Source organism: Parabacteroides massiliensis (assembly GCF_900155425.1).
Classification (GTDB): domain Bacteria; phylum Bacteroidota; class Bacteroidia; order Bacteroidales; family Tannerellaceae; genus Parabacteroides; species Parabacteroides massiliensis.
This window is the reverse complement of record NZ_LT700192.1, coordinates 102,258-121,149: the sequence shown is the minus strand read 5'-3', so window position 1 is coordinate 121,149 and position 18,892 is coordinate 102,258. Positions and strand designations below refer to the sequence as shown.

At 46.8% G+C, this 18,892-nt stretch carries 18 protein-coding genes; 10 read left to right on the top strand and 8 right to left on the bottom strand.

Annotation, left to right across the window (positions count from 1 at the left end):
• Positions 1 to 15: 15 nt before the first annotated feature.
• From BQ9893_RS19350 to BQ9893_RS19340, 3 genes are read left to right on the top strand one after another with little or no spacing between them, the layout of a single operon-like run.
• Entirely contained in the window at positions 16 to 903 is an 888-nt protein-coding gene (locus BQ9893_RS19350; RefSeq protein ID WP_075967806.1) for an OadG family transporter subunit, read from the top strand.
• 22 nt (positions 904 to 925) lie between these two features.
• Entirely contained in the window at positions 926 to 1,357 is a 432-nt protein-coding gene (locus tag BQ9893_RS19345) for a biotin/lipoyl-containing protein (protein ID WP_075967569.1), read from the top strand.
• A 4-nt stretch (positions 1,358 to 1,361) separates the two neighbouring features.
• Positions 1,362 to 2,558 (top strand): sodium ion-translocating decarboxylase subunit beta, encoded by a 1,197-nt coding sequence (locus tag BQ9893_RS19340; protein WP_075967568.1) that lies wholly within the window; start codon positions 1,362 to 1,364, stop codon positions 2,556 to 2,558.
• Positions 2,559 to 2,628: 70 nt separating this feature from the next.
• Here the strand turns inward: BQ9893_RS19340 and BQ9893_RS21780 are convergent, their stop codons facing one another.
• The 5 genes from BQ9893_RS21780 to tsaB all read right to left on the bottom strand — a co-directional run bounded on the left by BQ9893_RS21780 (position 2,629) and on the right by tsaB (position 8,122).
• A complete protein-coding gene (locus BQ9893_RS21780) occupies positions 2,629 to 2,775 on the bottom strand; it encodes a hypothetical protein (protein WP_167369892.1) in 147 nt (48 codons plus the stop codon).
• A 253-nt stretch (positions 2,776 to 3,028) separates the two neighbouring features.
• Complete coding sequence (locus BQ9893_RS19335) at positions 3,029 to 5,119, bottom strand: BT4734/BF3469 family protein (protein WP_075967567.1); 2,091 nt, start codon at positions 5,117 to 5,119, stop codon at positions 3,029 to 3,031.
• Positions 5,119 to 5,505: an HU family DNA-binding protein gene (locus tag BQ9893_RS19330; RefSeq protein WP_075967566.1), complete on the bottom strand. Its 387-nt coding sequence runs from the start codon at positions 5,503 to 5,505 to the stop codon at positions 5,119 to 5,121. The genes BQ9893_RS19335 and BQ9893_RS19330 overlap by 1 nt, the downstream gene beginning before the upstream one ends.
• Before the next feature lie 469 nt (positions 5,506 to 5,974).
• The gene (locus tag BQ9893_RS19325) at positions 5,975 to 7,309 is read right to left on the bottom strand and encodes an MATE family efflux transporter (RefSeq protein ID WP_075967565.1); all 1,335 of its coding nucleotides are present in this window, start codon (positions 7,307 to 7,309) and stop codon (positions 5,975 to 5,977) included.
• Positions 7,310 to 7,414: 105 nt separating this feature from the next.
• Entirely contained in the window at positions 7,415 to 8,122 is a 708-nt protein-coding gene (gene tsaB, locus BQ9893_RS19320; protein ID WP_075967564.1) for a tRNA (adenosine(37)-N6)-threonylcarbamoyltransferase complex dimerization subunit type 1 TsaB, read from the bottom strand.
• Positions 8,123 to 8,275: 153 nt separating this feature from the next.
• On the opposite strand from tsaB, the gene BQ9893_RS19315 reads away from it, so the two are divergent.
• From BQ9893_RS19315 to BQ9893_RS19285, 7 genes are all read left to right on the top strand, one after another.
• Entirely contained in the window at positions 8,276 to 9,148 is an 873-nt protein-coding gene (locus tag BQ9893_RS19315; RefSeq protein WP_075967563.1) for a YicC/YloC family endoribonuclease, read from the top strand.
• 9 nt (positions 9,149 to 9,157) lie between these two features.
• Positions 9,158 to 9,727 carry a guanylate kinase gene (gene gmk / locus BQ9893_RS19310; RefSeq protein ID WP_075967562.1) on the top strand — a complete coding sequence of 190 codons (570 nt, stop codon included), beginning with the start codon at positions 9,158 to 9,160 and terminating at the stop codon, positions 9,725 to 9,727.
• The gene (nadD, locus tag BQ9893_RS19305; protein ID WP_075967561.1) at positions 9,724 to 10,308 is read left to right on the top strand and encodes a nicotinate (nicotinamide) nucleotide adenylyltransferase; all 585 of its coding nucleotides are present in this window, start codon (positions 9,724 to 9,726) and stop codon (positions 10,306 to 10,308) included. Before gmk ends, nadD begins: the two co-directional genes overlap by 4 nt.
• Positions 10,309 to 10,398: 90 nt before the next feature.
• Entirely contained in the window at positions 10,399 to 12,129 is a 1,731-nt protein-coding gene (gene lysS / locus BQ9893_RS19300; RefSeq protein ID WP_075967560.1) for a lysine--tRNA ligase, read from the top strand.
• 10 nt (positions 12,130 to 12,139) lie between these two features.
• On the top strand, positions 12,140 to 13,135 hold the full coding sequence (locus BQ9893_RS19295) for an NAD(P)H-dependent glycerol-3-phosphate dehydrogenase (protein WP_075967559.1): 996 nt from the start codon (positions 12,140 to 12,142) through the stop codon (positions 13,133 to 13,135).
• Positions 13,136 to 13,145: 10 nt separating this feature from the next.
• Positions 13,146 to 14,489 carry a glucose-6-phosphate isomerase gene (locus BQ9893_RS19290; protein ID WP_075967558.1) on the top strand — a complete coding sequence of 448 codons (1,344 nt, stop codon included), beginning with the start codon at positions 13,146 to 13,148 and terminating at the stop codon, positions 14,487 to 14,489.
• 87 nt (positions 14,490 to 14,576) lie between these two features.
• Positions 14,577 to 15,314: an inorganic diphosphatase gene (locus tag BQ9893_RS19285; RefSeq protein WP_075967557.1), complete on the top strand. Its 738-nt coding sequence runs from the start codon at positions 14,577 to 14,579 to the stop codon at positions 15,312 to 15,314.
• A 52-nt stretch (positions 15,315 to 15,366) separates the two neighbouring features.
• Here BQ9893_RS19285 and BQ9893_RS19280 read toward each other — a convergent pair whose 3' ends face one another.
• The 3 genes from BQ9893_RS19280 to BQ9893_RS19270 all read right to left on the bottom strand — a co-directional run bounded on the left by BQ9893_RS19280 (position 15,367) and on the right by BQ9893_RS19270 (position 18,880).
• Positions 15,367 to 16,254: a sugar phosphate isomerase/epimerase family protein gene (locus tag BQ9893_RS19280; protein WP_075967556.1), complete on the bottom strand. Its 888-nt coding sequence runs from the start codon at positions 16,252 to 16,254 to the stop codon at positions 15,367 to 15,369.
• A gap of 167 nt (positions 16,255 to 16,421) precedes the next feature.
• On the bottom strand, positions 16,422 to 17,666 hold the full coding sequence (locus BQ9893_RS19275; RefSeq protein WP_075967555.1) for an ABC transporter permease: 1,245 nt from the start codon (positions 17,664 to 17,666) through the stop codon (positions 16,422 to 16,424).
• A gap of 11 nt (positions 17,667 to 17,677) precedes the next feature.
• Complete coding sequence (locus BQ9893_RS19270) at positions 17,678 to 18,880, bottom strand: ABC transporter permease (protein WP_075967554.1); 1,203 nt, start codon at positions 18,878 to 18,880, stop codon at positions 17,678 to 17,680.
• Between the last annotated feature and the right edge of the window lie 12 nt (positions 18,881 to 18,892).

Genomic DNA, 18,892 nt, shown 5'->3' with positions numbered 1-18,892 from the left:
AAACAGGAAATGAATATGATCAATAAGAAAATAGGGGTATTGCTGCTGTTTGCCTTGCTCGTTTCATTCGGGGCAAAAGCACAGCGTGCAACCTCCATGCGAATCAATGAAGTGCTGGTCATCAATGAAGATAACTTCGTTGATGATTACGGCAAACGCCATGCCTGGATCGAATTGTTCAACAATTCGGCCGGTTCGGTCAATATCGCCGGTTGTTACTTGACTGACGACAAGAGCAACCCTAAAAAATATCCGATTCCTAAGGGCGACGTTCTGACAGTCATTCCTCCCCGCCAGCACACCTTGTTCTGGGCGGATGGAGAGCCTAATCGAGGAACATTCCATGTTAATTTCACTCTTGACCCATCAAAAGAAAATTACATTGCTTTATATGATGCAGACGGTAAGACTTTGATCGACGAGATCGTTGTTCCGGCTTCACAGAAAGCGGATGTCAGCTATGGTAGAACGTTAGATGGAGAAGGCAAATGGGCAACTTTATCAAAAGTTACTCCCAGCACCAACAACGTGACATTGGACTCTAACGAGAAAATCGAGAACTTTAAAGAAAATGACTCTTGGGGTATCGGTATGACCTTGACTGCCATGGCAGTTGTGTTTTCCGGACTATTCCTGTTGTTCATCATCTTTAAACAAATCGGCAAACTCTCGATTGCTGCCAGCAAACGCAATGCACAGAAAGCAGCCGGGGAAGCCGTCATTGCAGACAATGCCGGCCAGGAATCCGGAGAAATCTTTGCGGCTATCGGTGCAGCTTTGTATGAAATGAGCGATGACAACCACGACATCGAACACACGGTTCTGACGATCCGTAAAGTTCAAAGATCTTATTCTCCGTGGAGCTCCAAGATTTATGGTCTGCGTGAAGTTCCCAAAAAGTAATTATCTCTAAAAACAAACAAGAATGAAAAGTTTTAAATATACTATTAACGGTAACGTATATAAAGTACACATCAACTCGGTAGTGGATGATATCGCAGAAGTAGAAGTAAACGGTACGCCCTACCAGGTAAAAATGGAGAAACCGGCGAAAAAACAAATGGTTACGCTGAAACGTCCGGCTCAGGCTCCAACCACGGCAAGCGGCGAACCGGTTATTTCACGCCCGGCAGCCTCAACCACCAAAGGAGCTGTCAAATCTCCGCTGCCAGGTGTCATCCTACAAGTTAACTGCAAAGTCGGTGATGCTGTCAAGAGAGGCCAGAATCTGCTTGTCCTCGAAGCCATGAAGATGGAAAACAACATCAACGCCGACCGTGACGGCAAGATCATTGAAATAAAAGTAAACAAAGGGGATTCCGTACTGGAAGGTGCTGACCTCGTCGTAATAGGATAATATTATGTTAGGATCAGTATTATTACAGGCAGCAGGTGCGGCTCATGAAAGTTTTCTCCAGTTCTTGGGTGAAAACTTGGAGTTGTTCCTCACTTATACAGGAGTCTACAACGCGACACCGGGTCACATCATCATGATCCTCGTCGGTCTGTTGTTTATTTTCCTGGCTATTAAATATGAATTCGAGCCTATGCTCCTTATCCCTATCGGGTTCGGTATCCTGATCGGTAACATTCCGTTCAAAGATGCAGGATTGCAAGTAGGTATTTACGAACAAGGTTCTGTGCTGAACATCCTCTACCAGGGTGTAACCTCCGGATGGTATCCGCCGCTGATCTTCCTCGGGATCGGGGCTATGACCGACTTCTCCGCCCTGATCTCCAATCCTAAGTTGATGTTGATCGGTGCTGCAGCCCAATTCGGTATCTTCGGTGCATATATCATCGCCCTTCAGATGGGATTCGAGCCGAACCAAGCCGGTGCTATCGGTATTATCGGTGGTGCTGACGGCCCGACAGCTATCTTCCTTTCCTCCAAGTTAGCTCCGAACCTGATGGGTGCTATTGCGGTATCAGCCTACTCTTATATGGCATTGGTTCCTATCATCCAGCCACCGTTCATGCGCTTGCTGACCACGAAGAAAGAACGTCTGATCCGTATGAAACCGCCGAGAGCCGTTTCATCAACGGAAAAGATCGTATTCCCGATCGTTGGTCTGTTGCTGACTTGCTTCCTGGTTCCTTCCGGCCTGCCTCTGTTAGGTATGCTGTTCTTCGGAAACTTGTTGAAAGAAAGCGGTGTGACACGTCGTTTGGCTGAAACAGCCCGTGGTCCGCTGATCGATACGATCACGATCTTGTTAGGTATCACGGTAGGTGCTTCCACGCAGGCAACCCAGTTCCTGACTTTGAACTCCATCAAGATTTTCGGTTTGGGAGCTTTGTCTTTCGTGATCGCAACTTGCGCAGGTATCCTGTTCGTGAAGTTCTTCAACCTGTTCTTGAAAGAAGGCAATAAGATCAATCCGCTTATCGGTAACTCCGGTGTGTCTGCCGTGCCCGACTCTGCCCGTATTTCTCAGAACGTAGGTCTGGAATACGATCCGACCAACTACCTGTTGATGCACGCCATGGGTCCGAACGTAGCAGGTGTAATCGGTTCTGCCGTAGCAGCCGGTATCCTGCTGGGATTCTTAGCATAATCAAATTCATACAACATAGAAGAGCCTCCATATCGTTTGATGCGGAGGCTTTTCTTTGCAACCGGCCTTATCAGATATTTTGTTCGATGGTCATCGGGTCTGTTTCAGGATTAGCTTCCTGCTCCAATGTCGTTCCCAAAAACAACCAGATCATTAGCAGGACAATCGCAATCACCACCCCGAAGATCAGCAGTACATTCGTATTCTTTCGTCTCATGTCTATTCTTCAATATTGATTTGCAGATAAAACAAGGCAATTCCTTTTTTGGTTTAACCGTTCTTTACTATTACTCCTTATTTAACAGAGCGGACATTATAACAAGAGACATGTTTCACCTCAAATACTATCATACTATCATAATCAATCAGAACTAACTGATTATAAACATAAAACAGCCATGATAGTCTAATTATCAACTATCATGGCTACTATCATACCATCATATCGCCAATAGGCAATACTATAAAAATCAATCGTTTAATTCTTCCACATAATAACAAGTTCCCTTCACCATGCGTTTATTTGGAACGTTATTCCGCTTTAAAAGCTTGCCAAAATTGAGGATCATCGTTTTTGTTATGTTAAAACCGGGATGTTTTTCTGCAATCATGTCCAATATCTCGGATGCCAAGAGCGGTTTTACCGCTTCAAGGTCCTCTGCAATCTTAAAATAACGTAAGAACAGTTGCTCTTCGGCCGGCAGCTGCTGGAAATCCTTATTGTTTTCGGTGATCAGCGCTTCTTCCTCCGGAGTAAACCAAAAACGTTCTCCCCGCCTCAACAATTCTTTCGCCTCTGCATACAACTGCTCATAATCGACCGGCTGGGCATAATCGATCCGCCCTTTTACCTCCACGCAAATGAAACGCCGACTTCCGGTCGGATCTGTCAGCAAGTCGTAATTGTTGCTGGTCGCAATAAAGGTTGCATAACGGCGCAGGTTGCGATTCGAGCTCTGATAAGGCAAGCGGGTATTCACAACCGCTTTTTGCAGGATATGTTTCAAAAAACTTTGGTGGGAGCTTTTTACGGAATCAAACTCATCAATATTAATCAAAGCATACCGATGCAGGGCCAGTTCTGCCTCACGCCGATTACCGAAATCAATACTGTCCGTATAATAAGGCCGTAACACAGGGGGCAACAAATTCAAACAAAACGTGGATTTTCCGCAACCTTGATCGCCGACCAACAAGGGTGTCGTGCTGTTTCCATGTACCAAATCCAGTTCCATCCAATGCGCGACCATACTCAGAAACCAACGATAAAAAAGATCGCCCCATACCGGACTATCACAAGAAACACGTCCGGCCAATGCCCCGATATGTTCTTTTCCATCCCAAACCGGAAGATTTTCAAGAAAATGGTCGATCGGATGATACACCGGAATACGATCGGAATTAACATACCGGTCGATATCCTTGTCCCACACATTCAGCCCCTCCTGTTGCGCCTCCAAACAAATGGAATTACGCACCTTCATCGTGTAAGGCTTAAAAACAAACTGAATCACCGAACGATCCAGATATTCCACCTCCCCGCTCATCTCATTAAACCGGAAAAAGTAACGTCGGTTCATGAATTCGTCCAGTTGCAACACCAATGACATGGACGGTGGAAGAACCGAAAACGGCTCTATCGGTCTCGATAGGTTTTGCAAAGTATAAGCCGAACGGAATGTCGCACGGATATCCACCTTGTATTTCTTCAAAGCCTCGTAGCGCAACGTCCAGCTCACCGCCTCCTCCTCCGGTATCCCCAGTCGGCAACAAGCCTGGCCCAGTTCGATGAACAACGCCTGCAAGTCGCCTTCGGGATTTTCCTCGAACCGCCGTACCATCTCCAACAGGGTTACGCTGAACAAAGTGGCGATCTGTCCGTTACGTTCCACACCGGGAACCATCCTGTCCAACGGATCTGCCGGAGGCGCCTGCACAATTTTCAAGTCACCCCCGTCCGGCATCTGCAAAGGCTGTTCGATCCTGATCGCCACCGCATCAGGATTGTAATATGCATCCGGATCGAAACTGAACCGGCATCCCCGCGATACCAATGGTTCTTTTAAAGAAATAATACTTCTGAGTTGCGGTTGGAAATGACGGACCGCCAACTGGTAAGCCGTTGCATGAAACAAGCGTGCCTGTTCTTCCCTTTTAGGCAAAGTTCCATCCGGAAGAGTAAAAGGGATCACGATCTTGACCGAACGTCCGCTTAACCCGACAAAAGCCAATAAAGTCTGTGGCAATGCGGCAGCTTCGCCACGGACAGCCTCTGCCTCCGCCAAGCTCCCCAATGCGTTCACTTCCAACAAGACATACCCGTTATAACGCCTCAACATCCTCTTCCCGTCATGCTTCTTGTAAGTTGCGGCAAAGACTAAAACCGGAAGTTTTCCCGTCAAATCTGTCGTCCGCGCCAAAAACGCCATATTCAGTTTCTGGCGGGCGAACAAGGCTTCTTCCGCCCCTTTCTCCTCTTTCAGCAACCCGGCGATATAGCCGATGTCGCGCGAGCACATCCGCAACTCACCTTTCTTATGTCTGTAAAGTGTCACCTGCATCACCTAAGTCTCCTCTCAAATTTGACAAACTTCATTCCTTTACGCACATCCGAAGCCATCCGGAAACAGACACGGCGGGCTTTCACCCGATGAGGCGTACAATCCTTCGGGTTCTCATACCCTTCGCTACCGGCCGACAAATAGAAATCGCCAAAACTGTCCAACTCGACCGAGTAACCTTCTCCCAATCGTTCCAAGATCACATTTCCCACCTCGCATACGGCCGCAAGGACATCTCCCGGACTCAGCGAGCAGCGATCTGCTACCAATTCGGCTAATTTTCTTGTCGTGATCCGGCCACAAGTGACCGGTACTCCATAATAAAGGGACTTTTTTGCATCTTTTGTCTTATCCACTTTTTGCCGGACTACATAAAAATGTGCCATAATATACTACGTTTAACATTAAACAATGTATGAAAAACTCACTAACACCCCCATTTTAACAGTCTACAGACCCCCATCTCATCTATGTCGAGACCCGGATCTCGATACCCGACAGACCCGGATGTCCAGCTAAAAAGGATATACAAATATACACATTATATAGACAATAACCAAGGATTATCAAGTGTTTTCAAACACAAATGGCAAACATTGACAAATATTATCACAGACCGTCAAAGGCATATTGATTTATGATAGTATGATAGTTCATATGATAGTATAAAACAGCATACTATCATATGCTATTTTGTTGAATGTATTATCTTTATGATAAAACATGATAGTATGATAGTATATATCATATAGATTCTATAGTGTGTAAAACATCAACCTAAAGAAAAGCCATGTACACGAATCATGTTATGCTAAGCTGCATTTGCCAATTTGAATTTCTAATGTTTTGGTACAATCAAAAATACGCTTTCTTCTTCATCCACCAATACACTCCTACACATATCAAACATGAAAGCATAGATCCTATACATGTACTTAGCCCCATAGGATAGAGCGTCTCCGGATACAGGGTTGACGAGAGCCAGGCAAGAGGGATACGAGCACAGACTATCGAAACGCTGTTGTGTATGAAAGATATGACGGAGAAACCACAAGCCGTGAAGAAACCACTGAAGCAGAAATGCAAGCCTGCGAAGATACAATCCCAAACGTAGCCGCGAAGATAATCCGCACCCTGTGCCAACACTTGTGCATTGTCCGTAAATATTCCGACAGCCAACTGTGGAATAAATTGCAGCACAACCGCACACACCACACCATAGCCAGTGGTTATCATCATAGCGGTACGCATGGTTCGCTTGGCACGTTCCATATTTCCCGCTCCGATATTTTGCGCGGAAATGGCAGACACGGTAGAGAGCATAGCTGAAGGGACGATGAATACAAGACCGATGAATTTCTCCACGATACCTACGGCTGCCGCATCAATGAGTCCACGTTGGTTGGCTATAACTGTAATGGCAAGGAACGATACTTGTATGAATCCATCCTGCATGGCTATCGGCACACCTATCTTCAAAATATTTTTTATCACGTCACGGTGTGGATACAGGTCGGAACGTGATACGTCCAGTATTCCACGATGGCGGCGTATCGTCACAAAGGCAAACAACACGCTTGTCATTTGCGACAAGGTCGTACCAAGGGCAGCCCCCATTGCGCCAAGCTCGAAGAAACCGATGAAAAGATAGTCGAGAGCGATGTTTATCACACATGCCACAGCTACGAAATACATCGGACTGCGCGAGTCGCCCAATCCACGAAATATCGAGGAGATGATGTTATAGGCGATAATGAATGGTATGCCGGTAAAACACACCGTGAGATAATGCTTCATGCCATCAACTGCCTCTGCCGGCGTGTCCATCACGCCCACGATCCATCCTCTCAAACATAGCAGCACAACCATCAGCACGATGGCAATGATAGCAAACATGGTTATCGTGTTGCCGACAATGATACGTGCCCTCGGGCTGTCCTTTGCGCCTACGGCACGTGCGGTGAGAACAGTCGTCCCCATGGCAAGCCCGATGAGCACCACGGTTACCATATACATCACTTGTGCACCATTTGACACAGCAGTGGTACTGTCCACATCGCAGTACTGTCCGATGACATAAAGGTCGGCAAGTCCATATAAGATTTGCAAGAAGTAAGCGAGCATATATGGCAAAGAGAATGTCATGATGTTGCCGAGGATGCTCCCTTGAGTTAAATCTTTTCCGTTCATCTCTTTTCAATTATTTATGGCGCCAATGAAAGACAGAGCCAGAATCGTAGCCGACATCGGAACGATCATTGTTACCACAAGGGGACGATTGATTAAGAGGGGAACTTAGTCCAATCCCCTTAACACCTTATTCTTTGCAACCGTCGCCTGAAATTCTTTCAAGTAGAAAGGCTCGAAATAGGCCGTGTCTTCAAACTTGCCGGCGGCAAAGGCTTGTTCTGCCAACGGGATCATGTTTACGGCGAGCGGATGGACGTCCTCGATAAAGAGTGCGTTCGGAGAAGTTATGACCGGTTTGCATTTGGTGGCACCGTTACCAAAGAAACAAACTTTCCCTTTTTCCAGGAAAGAAGCATACGTTCCGGCTTCGACTATATCGGCCGACACCGGGCGGACAGGCGTCAAAAATGCATCGTAAATAGCAGCATAGACTTCCATACGCCGGGCATCCAACATGGCACAATACAGGCAATCGCCAGCAGGCTTGTTCTTCTCAATAGCAGTTGCAGCCAGGATATCCAACGTATGAATACCGATCAGAGGAATACCGAAGCCAAAACAAAGGCCTTTTGCGACAGACACGCCGATACGTAAACCGGTATAAGAACCGGGACCGCTGCTGACCGCTATGGCATCCGGAGCTTTCCGGCCTTTCATTTTCAATACAGAAAGAGCTTCTTCCACAAACACGCCTAACAGGGCTGCATGCGAAGGACCGTCAAACGAGGCCTTCTCAAAAAGGACTTCACCATCCATAGACAATGCTACGGAACAAACAGATGTCGATGTTTCGATATTTAATAGACAAGACATAATAATTGACAATTGGCAATTGGCAATTGACATTCATTATATAATGTATCAAAAGCCAATTGATTGATAATGGATGCAAAAGTATAAATAATTGTCAATTGTCGATTGTCAATTGTCAATTGATTAGTTATCTTTGCACAAATTTTTAGAACAATGATACAATCAATGACAGGATTCGGTAAGGTTACAACCGAACTCCCTTCTAAAAAAGTAACCGTAGAAATAAAGGCTCTGAACAGCAAGCAACTGGATTTGTCCACCCGCATTCCTTCCATCTACAAAGAAAAAGAAATGCAAATACGCAGTTTGTTACTCCAATCGCTTGAACGTGGAAAAGTCGAATTCAATATATTCATCGAGTATATCGGCAAAGACACACCCACACAAATCAACCTGGCTGCGGTGGAAAACTACTACAATCAAATCAAAGATATCGCCGGCCACCTGAACATCGGGCTTCCCTCCGATTGGTTCCAGACACTGCTCCGCATGCCGGACGTGATCAAGACAGAGGCCCAGGAAGTAAACGAAGAGGAATGGGACGTGGTTGAGAAAGCGATCAAAGAGGCCATCAAGCATCTCTGCGATTTCCGTATCCAGGAAGGCGCCATGTTGCAAAAACTGTTCGAACAGAAAATTGCCAACATAGCCCGTCTGCTATCAGAAGTGGAACTGTACGAAAAAGAACGGATCGAAAAGATCAAAGCCCGCATCATGGATAATCTCGAAAAGATTGCCGGACAGGACTACGACAAGAACCGGTTCGAACAAGAGATGATCTATTATATCGAAAAACTGGACGTAAACGAGGAAAAGAACCGCCTGGACAATCATCTGAAATATTACATCAGCACGATGGAAAGCGGACACGGACAAGGCAAAAAGCTCGGTTTCATCGCTCAGGAAATGGGACGAGAGATCAATACCCTCGGTTCGAAAAGCAACCATGCCGAAATGCAAAAGCTCGTCGTCCAGATGAAAGACGAACTGGAACAGATCAAAGAACAGGTGTTAAACGTATTATAAAAACGATATATGGCTGGCAAACTGATCATATTCTCCGCACCGTCCGGATCGGGCAAATCCACGATCATCAATTTTCTGCTGAAGCAGAACCTGAACCTGCATTTCTCCATCTCGGCTACCAGCCGGGCTCCGCGCGGGACGGAAAAGGACGGAGTGGAATATTATTTCCTTACGCCGGATGAATTCCGCACCCGTATAGCGGCTGGTGATTTTCTGGAATACGAAGAGGTCTATACCGATAAATACTACGGCACGCTGAAAAGCGAAGTGGAAAGAAGATTGGCGGGAGGTGACAACGTCATATTCGATGTCGATGTCGTAGGCGGTTGCAACATCAAGAAGTTTTATGGCGACCGTGCCCTGTCGGTTTTTATCCAGCCCCCCTCGATCGAAGCCCTGCGCAGCCGCCTGGAAGGACGCGGAACGGATGCTCCGGAAGTAATCGAAAGCCGTATTGCAAAAGCTGAGTTCGAACTGGGATTTGCCGACAAATTCGACGTAATCATAGTGAACGACAAGCTGGAAGCAGCCCAAGAAGAAGCATTAAAAGTGATAAAAGAGTTTCTTGAGAAAGCATGAACGGCAAGAAAACCGGTATTTATTCAGGATCATTCAATCCGGTTCACATCGGCCACCTGGCATTAGCCAACTGGCTATGTGAATTTACCGAACTGGACGAATTATGGTTTCTGATCACCCCCCACAACCCGTTAAAAGAGAAGGACGAGCTAATGGATGACCGGCTCCGCTACGAACTGGTAAAGAGATCCATCGCCGGCTACCCCAAGTTTCACGCCAGCGACTTCGAGTTTTCCCTTCCGAGACCCACTTATACCATCCGTACGCTCCGTGCATTGGAGGCGAGTTTTCCGGACCGTGAATTCTATTTCATCATGGGTGCGGACAACTGGAAATCCATTACCCGCTGGGTAGAATACGAGGCCATCATATCCAATTATCCGATCTTCATCTATCCGCGCAAAGGATTCGATATCGAAATACCGGCCGGATATCCTCACATAAAAAAGGTTGACGCCCCTTTGATCGAAATATCCTCAACCTTTATACGTACAGCATTCGAGAGCGGGAAAGATGTCCGTTTCTTTCTGCCCGAAGCCATACGAGACCAATCTTTCCCATTACAAAACAAGACCTTTTAGGGACATAAAGCATAAAGTCACATTCGTTTTTAGGCAATAAGTAAGAAAAGTTTTGTATTTTTGCCCCGTATTATACAAAATAATAGCGTAATGAATCTATTAGAACTGAGTGAACAGGAAATCATAAGACGTAACAGCATGGAGCAGTTACGCCAGATGGGGATAGAACCTTATCCCGCAGCCGAGTATGTAACGAACGCATTTTCCAAAGAGATAAAAGAGAATTTTAAAGACGATGCAGAACCCCGTCCCGTAAGCATTGCGGGCCGTATCATGAGCCGCCGTATCATGGGAAAGGCATCCTTCATGGAATTGCAGGATTCAGAAGGCAGAATACAGGTTTACATCTCTCGTGATGACATTTGCCCGGAAGAAAACAAAGATCTGTATAACATCGTTTTTAAGAAACTGCTCGATATCGGTGATTTTGTCGGGATCAAAGGTTTCGTATTCCGTACGCAGATGGGTGAAATTTCCGTCCATGCACAAGAGATAACGGTATTATCCAAATCACTCAAGCCGCTACCGGTCGTCAAATACAAAGACGGTGTGGCATACGATGGATTCAACGATCCGGAATTGCGCTACCGCCAACGTTATGTCGACCTGGTGGTAAACGACGGTGTAAAGGATATTTTCATGAAGCGTGCTGCCGTCATCAAAACAATGCGTACGGCTTTGGACGAAGCCGGATATACGGAAGTGGAAACACCGATCCTGCAATCCATTCCCGGAGGGGCAAGCGCACGTCCGTTCATCACACACCATAACTCGCTGGATATCGACCTCTATCTGCGCATCGCAACCGAACTGTATCTGAAACGATTGATCGTCGGAGGTTTCGAAGGCGTTTACGAAATCGGCAAGAACTTCCGCAACGAAGGTATGGACCGTACACACAATCCGGAGTTCACCTGTATGGAGCTTTACGTTCAATACAAGGACTACAATTGGATGATGAGCTTCACCGAACGGTTACTGGAACGTATCTGTATCGCCGTCAACGGCACAAGCGAAAGCGTTGTCGACGGCAAAACCATCAATTTCAAAGCACCTTACCGCCGTCTGCCGATCCTGGACGCCATCAAGGAAAAGACAGGCTACGACCTGAACGGCAAGAGCGAAGACGAGATACGTGCGATCTGCAAGGAACTGAAACTCGAAATAGACGAAACGATGGGTAAAGGCAAGCTGATCGACGAAATTTTCGGTGAATTCTGTGAAGGCACGTTTATCCAGCCGACCTTCATCATCGACTATCCGGTCGAGATGAGCCCGCTTACCAAGATGCACCGAAGCAAACCGGGATTGACCGAACGCTTCGAGCTGATGGTCAACGGGAAAGAATTGGCGAATGCCTATAGCGAGTTGAACGACCCGATCGACCAAGAAGAACGTTTCAAAGAACAATTGCGCCTGAGCGAAAAGGGAGACGACGAAGCGATGTTCATCGACCAGGATTTCTTGCGTGCCCTGCAATTCGGTATGCCTCCGACATCCGGTATCGGCATCGGCATCGACCGCCTGGTGATGTTGATGACAGGACAGACGACCATCCAGGAAGTATTGCTCTTCCCGCAGATGCGCCCGGAAAAGACAGTCAAGAAAGATGCCGCAGAAAAATATGTCGCATTGGGAATCGACGAAGCATGGGTTCCTGCTTTGCATAAAGCCGGATATATCACGACCGATATGTTGGCAGATGTCAACCCCAACAAGTTGAGACAAGAGCTCTGCGAAATGAATAAGAAATATAAACTGGAATTGCAAAACCCCACTGCCGAAGAAGTAGAAACGTGGATTGCAGGTGCAGCCAAATAAGAGTAATACTATGAAGTTGCCCGGAAAAATTGCAATAATGGGAGGTGGTAGCTGGGCTACCGCCTTGGCCAAGATTGTACTTTCTACACAAGATAGTATTAACTGGTATATGCGCAGGTCGGATCAGGTGGAAGAATTTCTGTTGTTGGGGCATAACCCCAGCTATCTTTCAGCCGTCAAATTCGATACAGACAGAATCAATTTCTACACGGATATCAACGAAGTGATCAAAGATTCGGATACTTTGATTTTCGCCACCCCGTCTCCTTTTTTAAAACAACATTTGATGAAGGTGACGACTTCCATGCAGGACAAATTCATCATTTCGGCCATCAAAGGAATCGTACCGGACGAAAACATGCTCGTAGCCGATTACTTTGCCGAATACTACAATGTCCCGATCGACAATATCGCCGTTATCGGCGGTCCGTGCCATGCCGAAGAAATCGCACTCGAACGGTTGTCCTACATCACGTTGGCTTGTCCGAATATCGAGAACGCTAGGGCTTTCTCTCCCGTATTCAAGAACCAATACCTGAACAACTCCTGCTGCAAGGATGTTACAGGTATCGAATATGCATCCGTATTGAAAAACGTATATGCCATCGTTGCAGGTATCTGCCATGGCATGAAATACGGAGACAATTTCCTGGCTGTTTTCATCTGCAATGCGATCGAAGAGATGCGTAACTTCCTCGATGCCGTACATGGCCTTGAACGGGACGTGACAGATTCGGTATATCTCGGTGACCTCCTGGTAACCGCCTATTCCCGTTTCAGCCGTAACCGTACGTTCGGAACCATGATCGGGAAAGGCTATTCGGTCAAAATAGCCCAACTCGAAATGGAGATGATCGCCGAAGGATATTACGGAACCAAATGTATCCGTGAAATAAATGAAAAATATAAAGTAAACATGCCGATCCTGGATACTTTATATGGTATTCTATACGAAAAAAAATCGCCGACTACCGCAATACGGCAGTTGACTGAAACATTTAAATAATAATGTAAATATGAAGAACATCAGTCTTAACATCGACAAAGCACTGGGTACCGTAACGAAAGAACAGGTATACGCTCAGGCTGCAAAGGCTAACGAATGTAATGCCACTTTACAAAATGGTAATGGAGCAGGTAACGACTTTTTAGGTTGGTTGCACCTTCCCTCTTCTATTACAGAAGCTGAATTGACAGACATCGAAAATACGGCAAACATACTTCGTTCCAAATGTGAAGTTGTTGTTGCCATCGGTATCGGCGGTAGCTATCTGGGAACAAAAGCAGTGGTAGAAGCATTGAACAACAGCTTCGACTGGTTACATACGGACCGTAAGAACCCGGTTTTAGTATATGCCGGACACAATATCGGCGAAGACTACCTGTATGAACTTTGCGAAATCCTGAAAGGCAAACAGTTCGGCCTGATCAATATCTCCAAATCCGGTACGACGACCGAACCGGCATTGGCTTTCCGTATGCTGAAAAAACAACTGGAAGACGCAGTCGGCAAAGAAGAAGCCAAACACCGTATCGTTGCCATCACGGATGCCAAAAGAGGCGCTCTCCGTACCTTGGCTGATCAGGAAGGCTACAAGACATTCATTATCCCCGACAACGTCGGCGGCCGTTTCTCCGTACTGACTCCGGTTGGTTTGCTGCCTATCGCCGTTGCCGGCATCAGCATCCGCGACTTGGTAGCCGGAGCTGTTTCGATGGAAAAAGCAACAGACGTAAGCGTTCCTTTTGCTGAAAACATGGCAGAAATCTACGCTGCTACACGCAACGAATTATATAAGAGCGGCAAGAAGATTGAAATCCTCGCCAACTTCCACCCGAAACTCCATTATATTGCCGAATGGTGGAAACAACTGTACGGTGAAAGCGAAGGCAAGAACGGTAAAGGTATTTTCCCGGCTTCCGTCGATCTGACAACCGACCTGCACTCTATGGGCCAGTGGATCCAGGATGGCGAACGTACGATCTTCGAAACCGTCATCTCTGTTGAAGAACCGAACCACAAAGTAGTCGTCCCGACAGACGATGCGAACCTGGACGGTTTGAACTTCCTCGCCGGCAAACGTGTGGACGAGGTGAACAAGATGGCAGAACTGGGCACTCAGTTGGCTCACGTAGACGGTGGTGTTCCCAACCTGAAGATCACGATGCCGGAAGTAAGCCCCTACTACATCGGCCAGTTGTTCTACTTCTTTGAAAGAGCATGCGGTATCAGCGGTTACATGTTAGGAGTAAATCCGTTCGACCAACCGGGTGTAGAAGCCTACAAAAAGAATATGTTCGCCCTGCTGAACAAACCGGGTTACGAAAAGGAAAGCGAAGCGATCCGCGCACGGTTGTAATCAGCAATCACACAAATTTTGGGCACGGACTTCCACAGATTGTGTAATCCGTGCCTAAATTATATCTACCAGTAAGCATAAAAAAAGATGATTCAAGAAGCAATCGCCCGATATCTGCAAAAGCAGCAACAGGCTTTCCTTTCTCCAAAGGCCGTACTTTTCGATATGGATGGTATCCTGTACGATTCCATGCGTTTTCACGCCCGTGCCTGGTACGAAACGGCAACCCGCCACCAGTTGAACTCCACCCCGGAACTATTCTACCTGTATGAAGGGCGGACGGGTGAAAGCACGATCAACGAGTTGTATCAAAAGACTTTCCAGCGAGATGCGACGGATGAGGAAAAAAAGTCCATCTACGAAGAGAAAGCGACCTTATTCAATCGATATAATGATGGGAAAGCGATGCAAGGAGCTGCCGAAGTTCTGAAAGCGGTTAAAGCCTCCGGCTTGCAAACTCTCGTCGTAACCGGCTCCGGACAACACAGTTTGATCAACAAGTTGGAACACACCTATCCGGGCTATTTCAAACGAGAAAAGATGGTGACGGCTTTTGACGTGAAGTTGGGTAAGCCACATCCCGAACCTTACCTGATGGGGTTGAAAAAAGCAGGCGTCAATCCTCATGAAGCCTTTGTCGTAGAAAACGCCCCGATGGGCGTACAAGCAGGAGTTGCTGCCGGAATCTTCACTATAGCGGTCAATACCGGTCCTTTGGATGACCGGGTTTTACTCGATGCCGGCGCCGACCTGCTTTATCCGAACATGACGGCTTTGGCGGAGGATTGGAACAACCTCATGAAGGCAGTCAAGGCCTCTAAATAAATAAAGGAGGTGTGTCCGATTATATTTTACTGACACACCTCCTAAAAACTTCTTACTTCACATAATCCGCCTTGTTCAGGTAATCATAGCTCTGCTGAACGCTGGCTACCGGATCATTCTGAGTGTATTGTTCGACTTCAACATACCAGTCTTTGATATTGTTGGCATACATCTGGTCAAAGATAGGTTTGAAATCCATCTTGCCACTGGCGCCGATTTCCTTTTCATCTTTGATATGGACTGCCTTGAACTGGCTCGGACGGTTTTTCAGGTAAGCAACAGGATCTGCGCCACCTTCCTGTACCCAATATACATCCATTTCGAAGAATACATGGTTCGGGCTTACATTATCCAACAAGAAGTCGTAGATCAACTGGTCTTCGATTTTGCGGAATTCAAAAGCATGGTTATGGTAACCGAATGCGATGCTGGCAGCTGCCGTCTTATAACCGACGGTATTGAAATAGTCGCAATACATCTTCAGGTCGTCCAAAGTCGTCTGGTCGTTAACCGGCATCCACGGCTGAACCATGTATTTGACACCTAATTCATTGTGAGCATCGATAGCCTGATCCCACCAACTCATCACTTCGGCTTCTTTTTCCTTTGTGAAAGCTTGTCCCAAGTGAGCACTCGTACATTTCATGCCCAGGTCATTCACCATCTTCTTGAACTCAGCCGGAGCCAAACCATAGATTTTGCCATTATCATAGCTGGCTGTTTCAAGATTCTTATACCCCATCTTTGAAGCCGTTTCCAATACTTTCTGGATTCCTTCTTCTTTTACAAGGTCTCTTAAAGAATATAGCTGAAGCCCGATATACTTGGAAGATTCGGAAGCTGACGCTTTACCGGCACAAGAGGACAACAACTGAGGCATCACCATACCCCCTGCGAGCATTAACGAAGCCCGCTTTAAAAACTCACGTCTGTTCTGCATAGTACTAAAAAAATTAAGTTTGCTTTGAGAATTTCTACAAAAGTAAAACTATATTCGGTGGATTCTAACATAATAACGTTAAAATCATCAAAACGGAGTCATAAAACAGTCTTATCTTCTTTTACCGGCTCCTTAAGAGGAGGCAAGAACAGCCAAAGGAGCGCCTCTTAAAGAGCCTGCTTCATCTTCATATACCGGTGCTGTTTTATTATCATCTTCCGGCTACGGATAATTTGAAAACGATAAATCACGAGAGCCAGTACGAAATAGATTCCTGCCTGAATCCATAACGTATGATATTCATGTACGACCTCGTTCAATGTCGCCCCACAGGTATTGATGCGGATGAATCCTTGGATACCCGGTGTCGAAGGGAACAGATACCCTACGACCCGCCAAAACGGAGGAATCGCTTCTTTCGGCCAAGAAACTCCGGAGATGAATATCAAGATCACAGATGTAAAGACAAACACCAGCATCGGTGCCTCGCGAGTCGTCATAAAACCGGATAAGGTCATGGCAAAGAAGATCGAAGCAAACAGATACGGCAGGATGAACAGCAAGATTGTCACCGGGTCACCAACCTGAGGCAGGGAAAAGAGTTTCGGCACGATAGCCAATACCCAAACGCAGACAACCGCATAAATCAGTATATAGGTCAAAGACTTGCCAAACACGATACGCAAGGTTCCGTTAAAATGCCGGCTGATCGGGACAAGGCAATGGAAGCGGTTCTTCTCACGCGCCGTTCCTCCCAACATGCCGATTCCTAAAACCAACGTTTGCTGGATGACCAGAATCAGTATGGCCGGAACCAGAAAACTGGCAAAACCGTTCTGCGTATTGAAAAGAGTCACTGATTCATAAGGGATCGGATTGACCGTTATTTCCTCCTGCTTCGCCGATGCGCCCGGAGCATTGTGCATCCGTATTTCTTTTCCCAGGTCGAACGACACTTCCGTCGCCGCCAGCAGGAACGCCTTGTAGAACAGCAGGCTGCTCATATCGCAATACAGAGGGACCGTTGTCCGTTTGCCCGTATGCAAATCCTTACTGAACTCGGTCGGGAAATAGAGGATCCCGTAGGCTTCCTTTCGGTCCAGCATCCGCTTCGCCTCCTCCATATCCGCCAAGACGGCGACGACCTTGACATCGGGCGTAGCATTCACACGACGGGTAAACTCGCGGCTCAGATAGGAATCTGACTGGTCCACGACTACCATCTTCGCCTCACGTATCATCTCGTTATTATAAATAAAGGAATAGAGCAACGGATAGGCAAAAGGCACCACGAAAAAGAAGATCAGCACACCTGCATCCTTAAAGACATTTTTCAGTTCGTCCTTCCAGATGTAAAAGGTATCCAAGATGCCTTCCTTGATTATATATCGTAAACGATGTTCTCTTTTCATAACTTTCTGTTTTACGGAATATATTTAAAGTACAACAAGGCGTCCTTCAGGTTCTTTCCGATCAGGAAAGGCAAAACGAGAAAACCCAAGAGCCAGGCATATTGAGCCCAACTATAGAAGAAAGGCCTTCCATTCAAAGCCTGGTCTACATAGATCAGGAAATAGTGCCGGAGCGGAAACAGGTTGGAGAGCGCCTGCAAAGTAGGATCCATTCCCAACACAGGGAAAGAGAATCCGACGATAGAGAAAGCGATCATTCCGAACAGACAGGCTGAACTCAGTCCCAAGCGAAAAGTCGGCAACACTCCGATCATGAAGATCCCGACCGCCTGCGAAGCGACCACCAACAGGAACAGAGCCGACAGCATCGGTAGCCAGCCACAATTCAACGGGAACGAATTGAATCCATACAAGGCTGCCGCATACAGGAACGACACGATCGTGAAAATCAGCGTATGAGGCAGCATCTTCCCTATAAGGCTCACCGTGAGCGAGTTTCTACCCATTTGCAACCATTCGCGGGCTGTCGAGTATTTAATCTCGGAGCCGATGCTCAACACCGTCACCAAAAATATCATCAATTGCAGCACACCGGGCAAGAGCGTGTTATTCAGATAGACCGAATAGTTGAGCCACGGGTTCCCGATCGCATGCGTGTCGATCACGATCGGTTGGAGCTGTGCCATGATCCGGTCTTCGGTATAACCGTGTGCCAATCCTGTCTGGAGACCGACCGAAGCCCCTGCCAAGACAGAGATAGTCTTCATATCCCGAAACAGCAAGGATGCGGCAATAAGGTAAGTCCCGTTCGTATAGAACGACAGCTTGGGTTGCCGACCTGCCGTCGCATCCACACCGAAATCCTTCGGGATATAGAAAATTCCGTAAACTCTTCCTTCCTGCATCGCCCGACGGGCCTCTTCGAACGAGACGGTCTTCAGCACCACCTTCGTCTGCTCGAAAGCATCCAACTGGCGGACTAAGTTGCGGGAGTTGGAAGAACCGTCCATGTCGACAACCGCAACAGGCATATCGGTCGGCAAGCCCTCCTTCATCAACGAGAGGAAAAAGACCAAACAGATAGTCGGCGCCACCAACATGCAGAAGATGTAGACCGGAGTTTTACAAATCCTGAGTACCTCACGCTTTGCTATTGACAATTGACAATTGATAATTGACAATTTTGGACCGCTATTTAATTTTTCATTATTCATTTAACTTTGTTC

Bases quoted from the DNA above. Each gene is read 5' to 3' on its own strand.
- BQ9893_RS19350 (WP_075967806.1), top strand. From the start codon at position 16: ATGATCAATAAGAAAATAGGGGTATTGCTGCTGTTTGCCTTGCTCGTT.
- BQ9893_RS19345 (WP_075967569.1), top strand. From the start codon at position 926: ATGAAAAGTTTTAAATATACTATTAACGGTAACGTATATAAAGTACAC.
- BQ9893_RS19340 (WP_075967568.1), top strand. From the start codon at position 1,362: ATGTTAGGATCAGTATTATTACAGGCAGCAGGTGCGGCTCATGAAAGT.
- BQ9893_RS21780 (WP_167369892.1), bottom strand. From the start codon at position 2,775: ATGAGACGAAAGAATACGAATGTACTGCTGATCTTCGGGGTGGTGATT.
- BQ9893_RS19335 (WP_075967567.1), bottom strand. From the start codon at position 5,119: ATGCAGGTGACACTTTACAGACATAAGAAAGGTGAGTTGCGGATGTGC.
- BQ9893_RS19330 (WP_075967566.1), bottom strand. From the start codon at position 5,505: ATGGCACATTTTTATGTAGTCCGGCAAAAAGTGGATAAGACAAAAGAT.
- BQ9893_RS19325 (WP_075967565.1), bottom strand. From the start codon at position 7,309: ATGAACGGAAAAGATTTAACTCAAGGGAGCATCCTCGGCAACATCATG.
- tsaB (WP_075967564.1), bottom strand. From the start codon at position 8,122: ATGTCTTGTCTATTAAATATCGAAACATCGACATCTGTTTGTTCCGTA.
- BQ9893_RS19315 (WP_075967563.1), top strand. From the start codon at position 8,276: ATGATACAATCAATGACAGGATTCGGTAAGGTTACAACCGAACTCCCT.
- gmk (WP_075967562.1), top strand. From the start codon at position 9,158: ATGGCTGGCAAACTGATCATATTCTCCGCACCGTCCGGATCGGGCAAA.
- nadD (WP_075967561.1), top strand. From the start codon at position 9,724: ATGAACGGCAAGAAAACCGGTATTTATTCAGGATCATTCAATCCGGTT.
- lysS (WP_075967560.1), top strand. From the start codon at position 10,399: ATGAATCTATTAGAACTGAGTGAACAGGAAATCATAAGACGTAACAGC.
- BQ9893_RS19295 (WP_075967559.1), top strand. From the start codon at position 12,140: ATGAAGTTGCCCGGAAAAATTGCAATAATGGGAGGTGGTAGCTGGGCT.
- BQ9893_RS19290 (WP_075967558.1), top strand. From the start codon at position 13,146: ATGAAGAACATCAGTCTTAACATCGACAAAGCACTGGGTACCGTAACG.
- BQ9893_RS19285 (WP_075967557.1), top strand. From the start codon at position 14,577: ATGATTCAAGAAGCAATCGCCCGATATCTGCAAAAGCAGCAACAGGCT.
- BQ9893_RS19280 (WP_075967556.1), bottom strand. From the start codon at position 16,254: ATGCAGAACAGACGTGAGTTTTTAAAGCGGGCTTCGTTAATGCTCGCA.
- BQ9893_RS19275 (WP_075967555.1), bottom strand. From the start codon at position 17,666: ATGAAAAGAGAACATCGTTTACGATATATAATCAAGGAAGGCATCTTG.
- BQ9893_RS19270 (WP_075967554.1), bottom strand. From the start codon at position 18,880: ATGAATAATGAAAAATTAAATAGCGGTCCAAAATTGTCAATTATCAAT.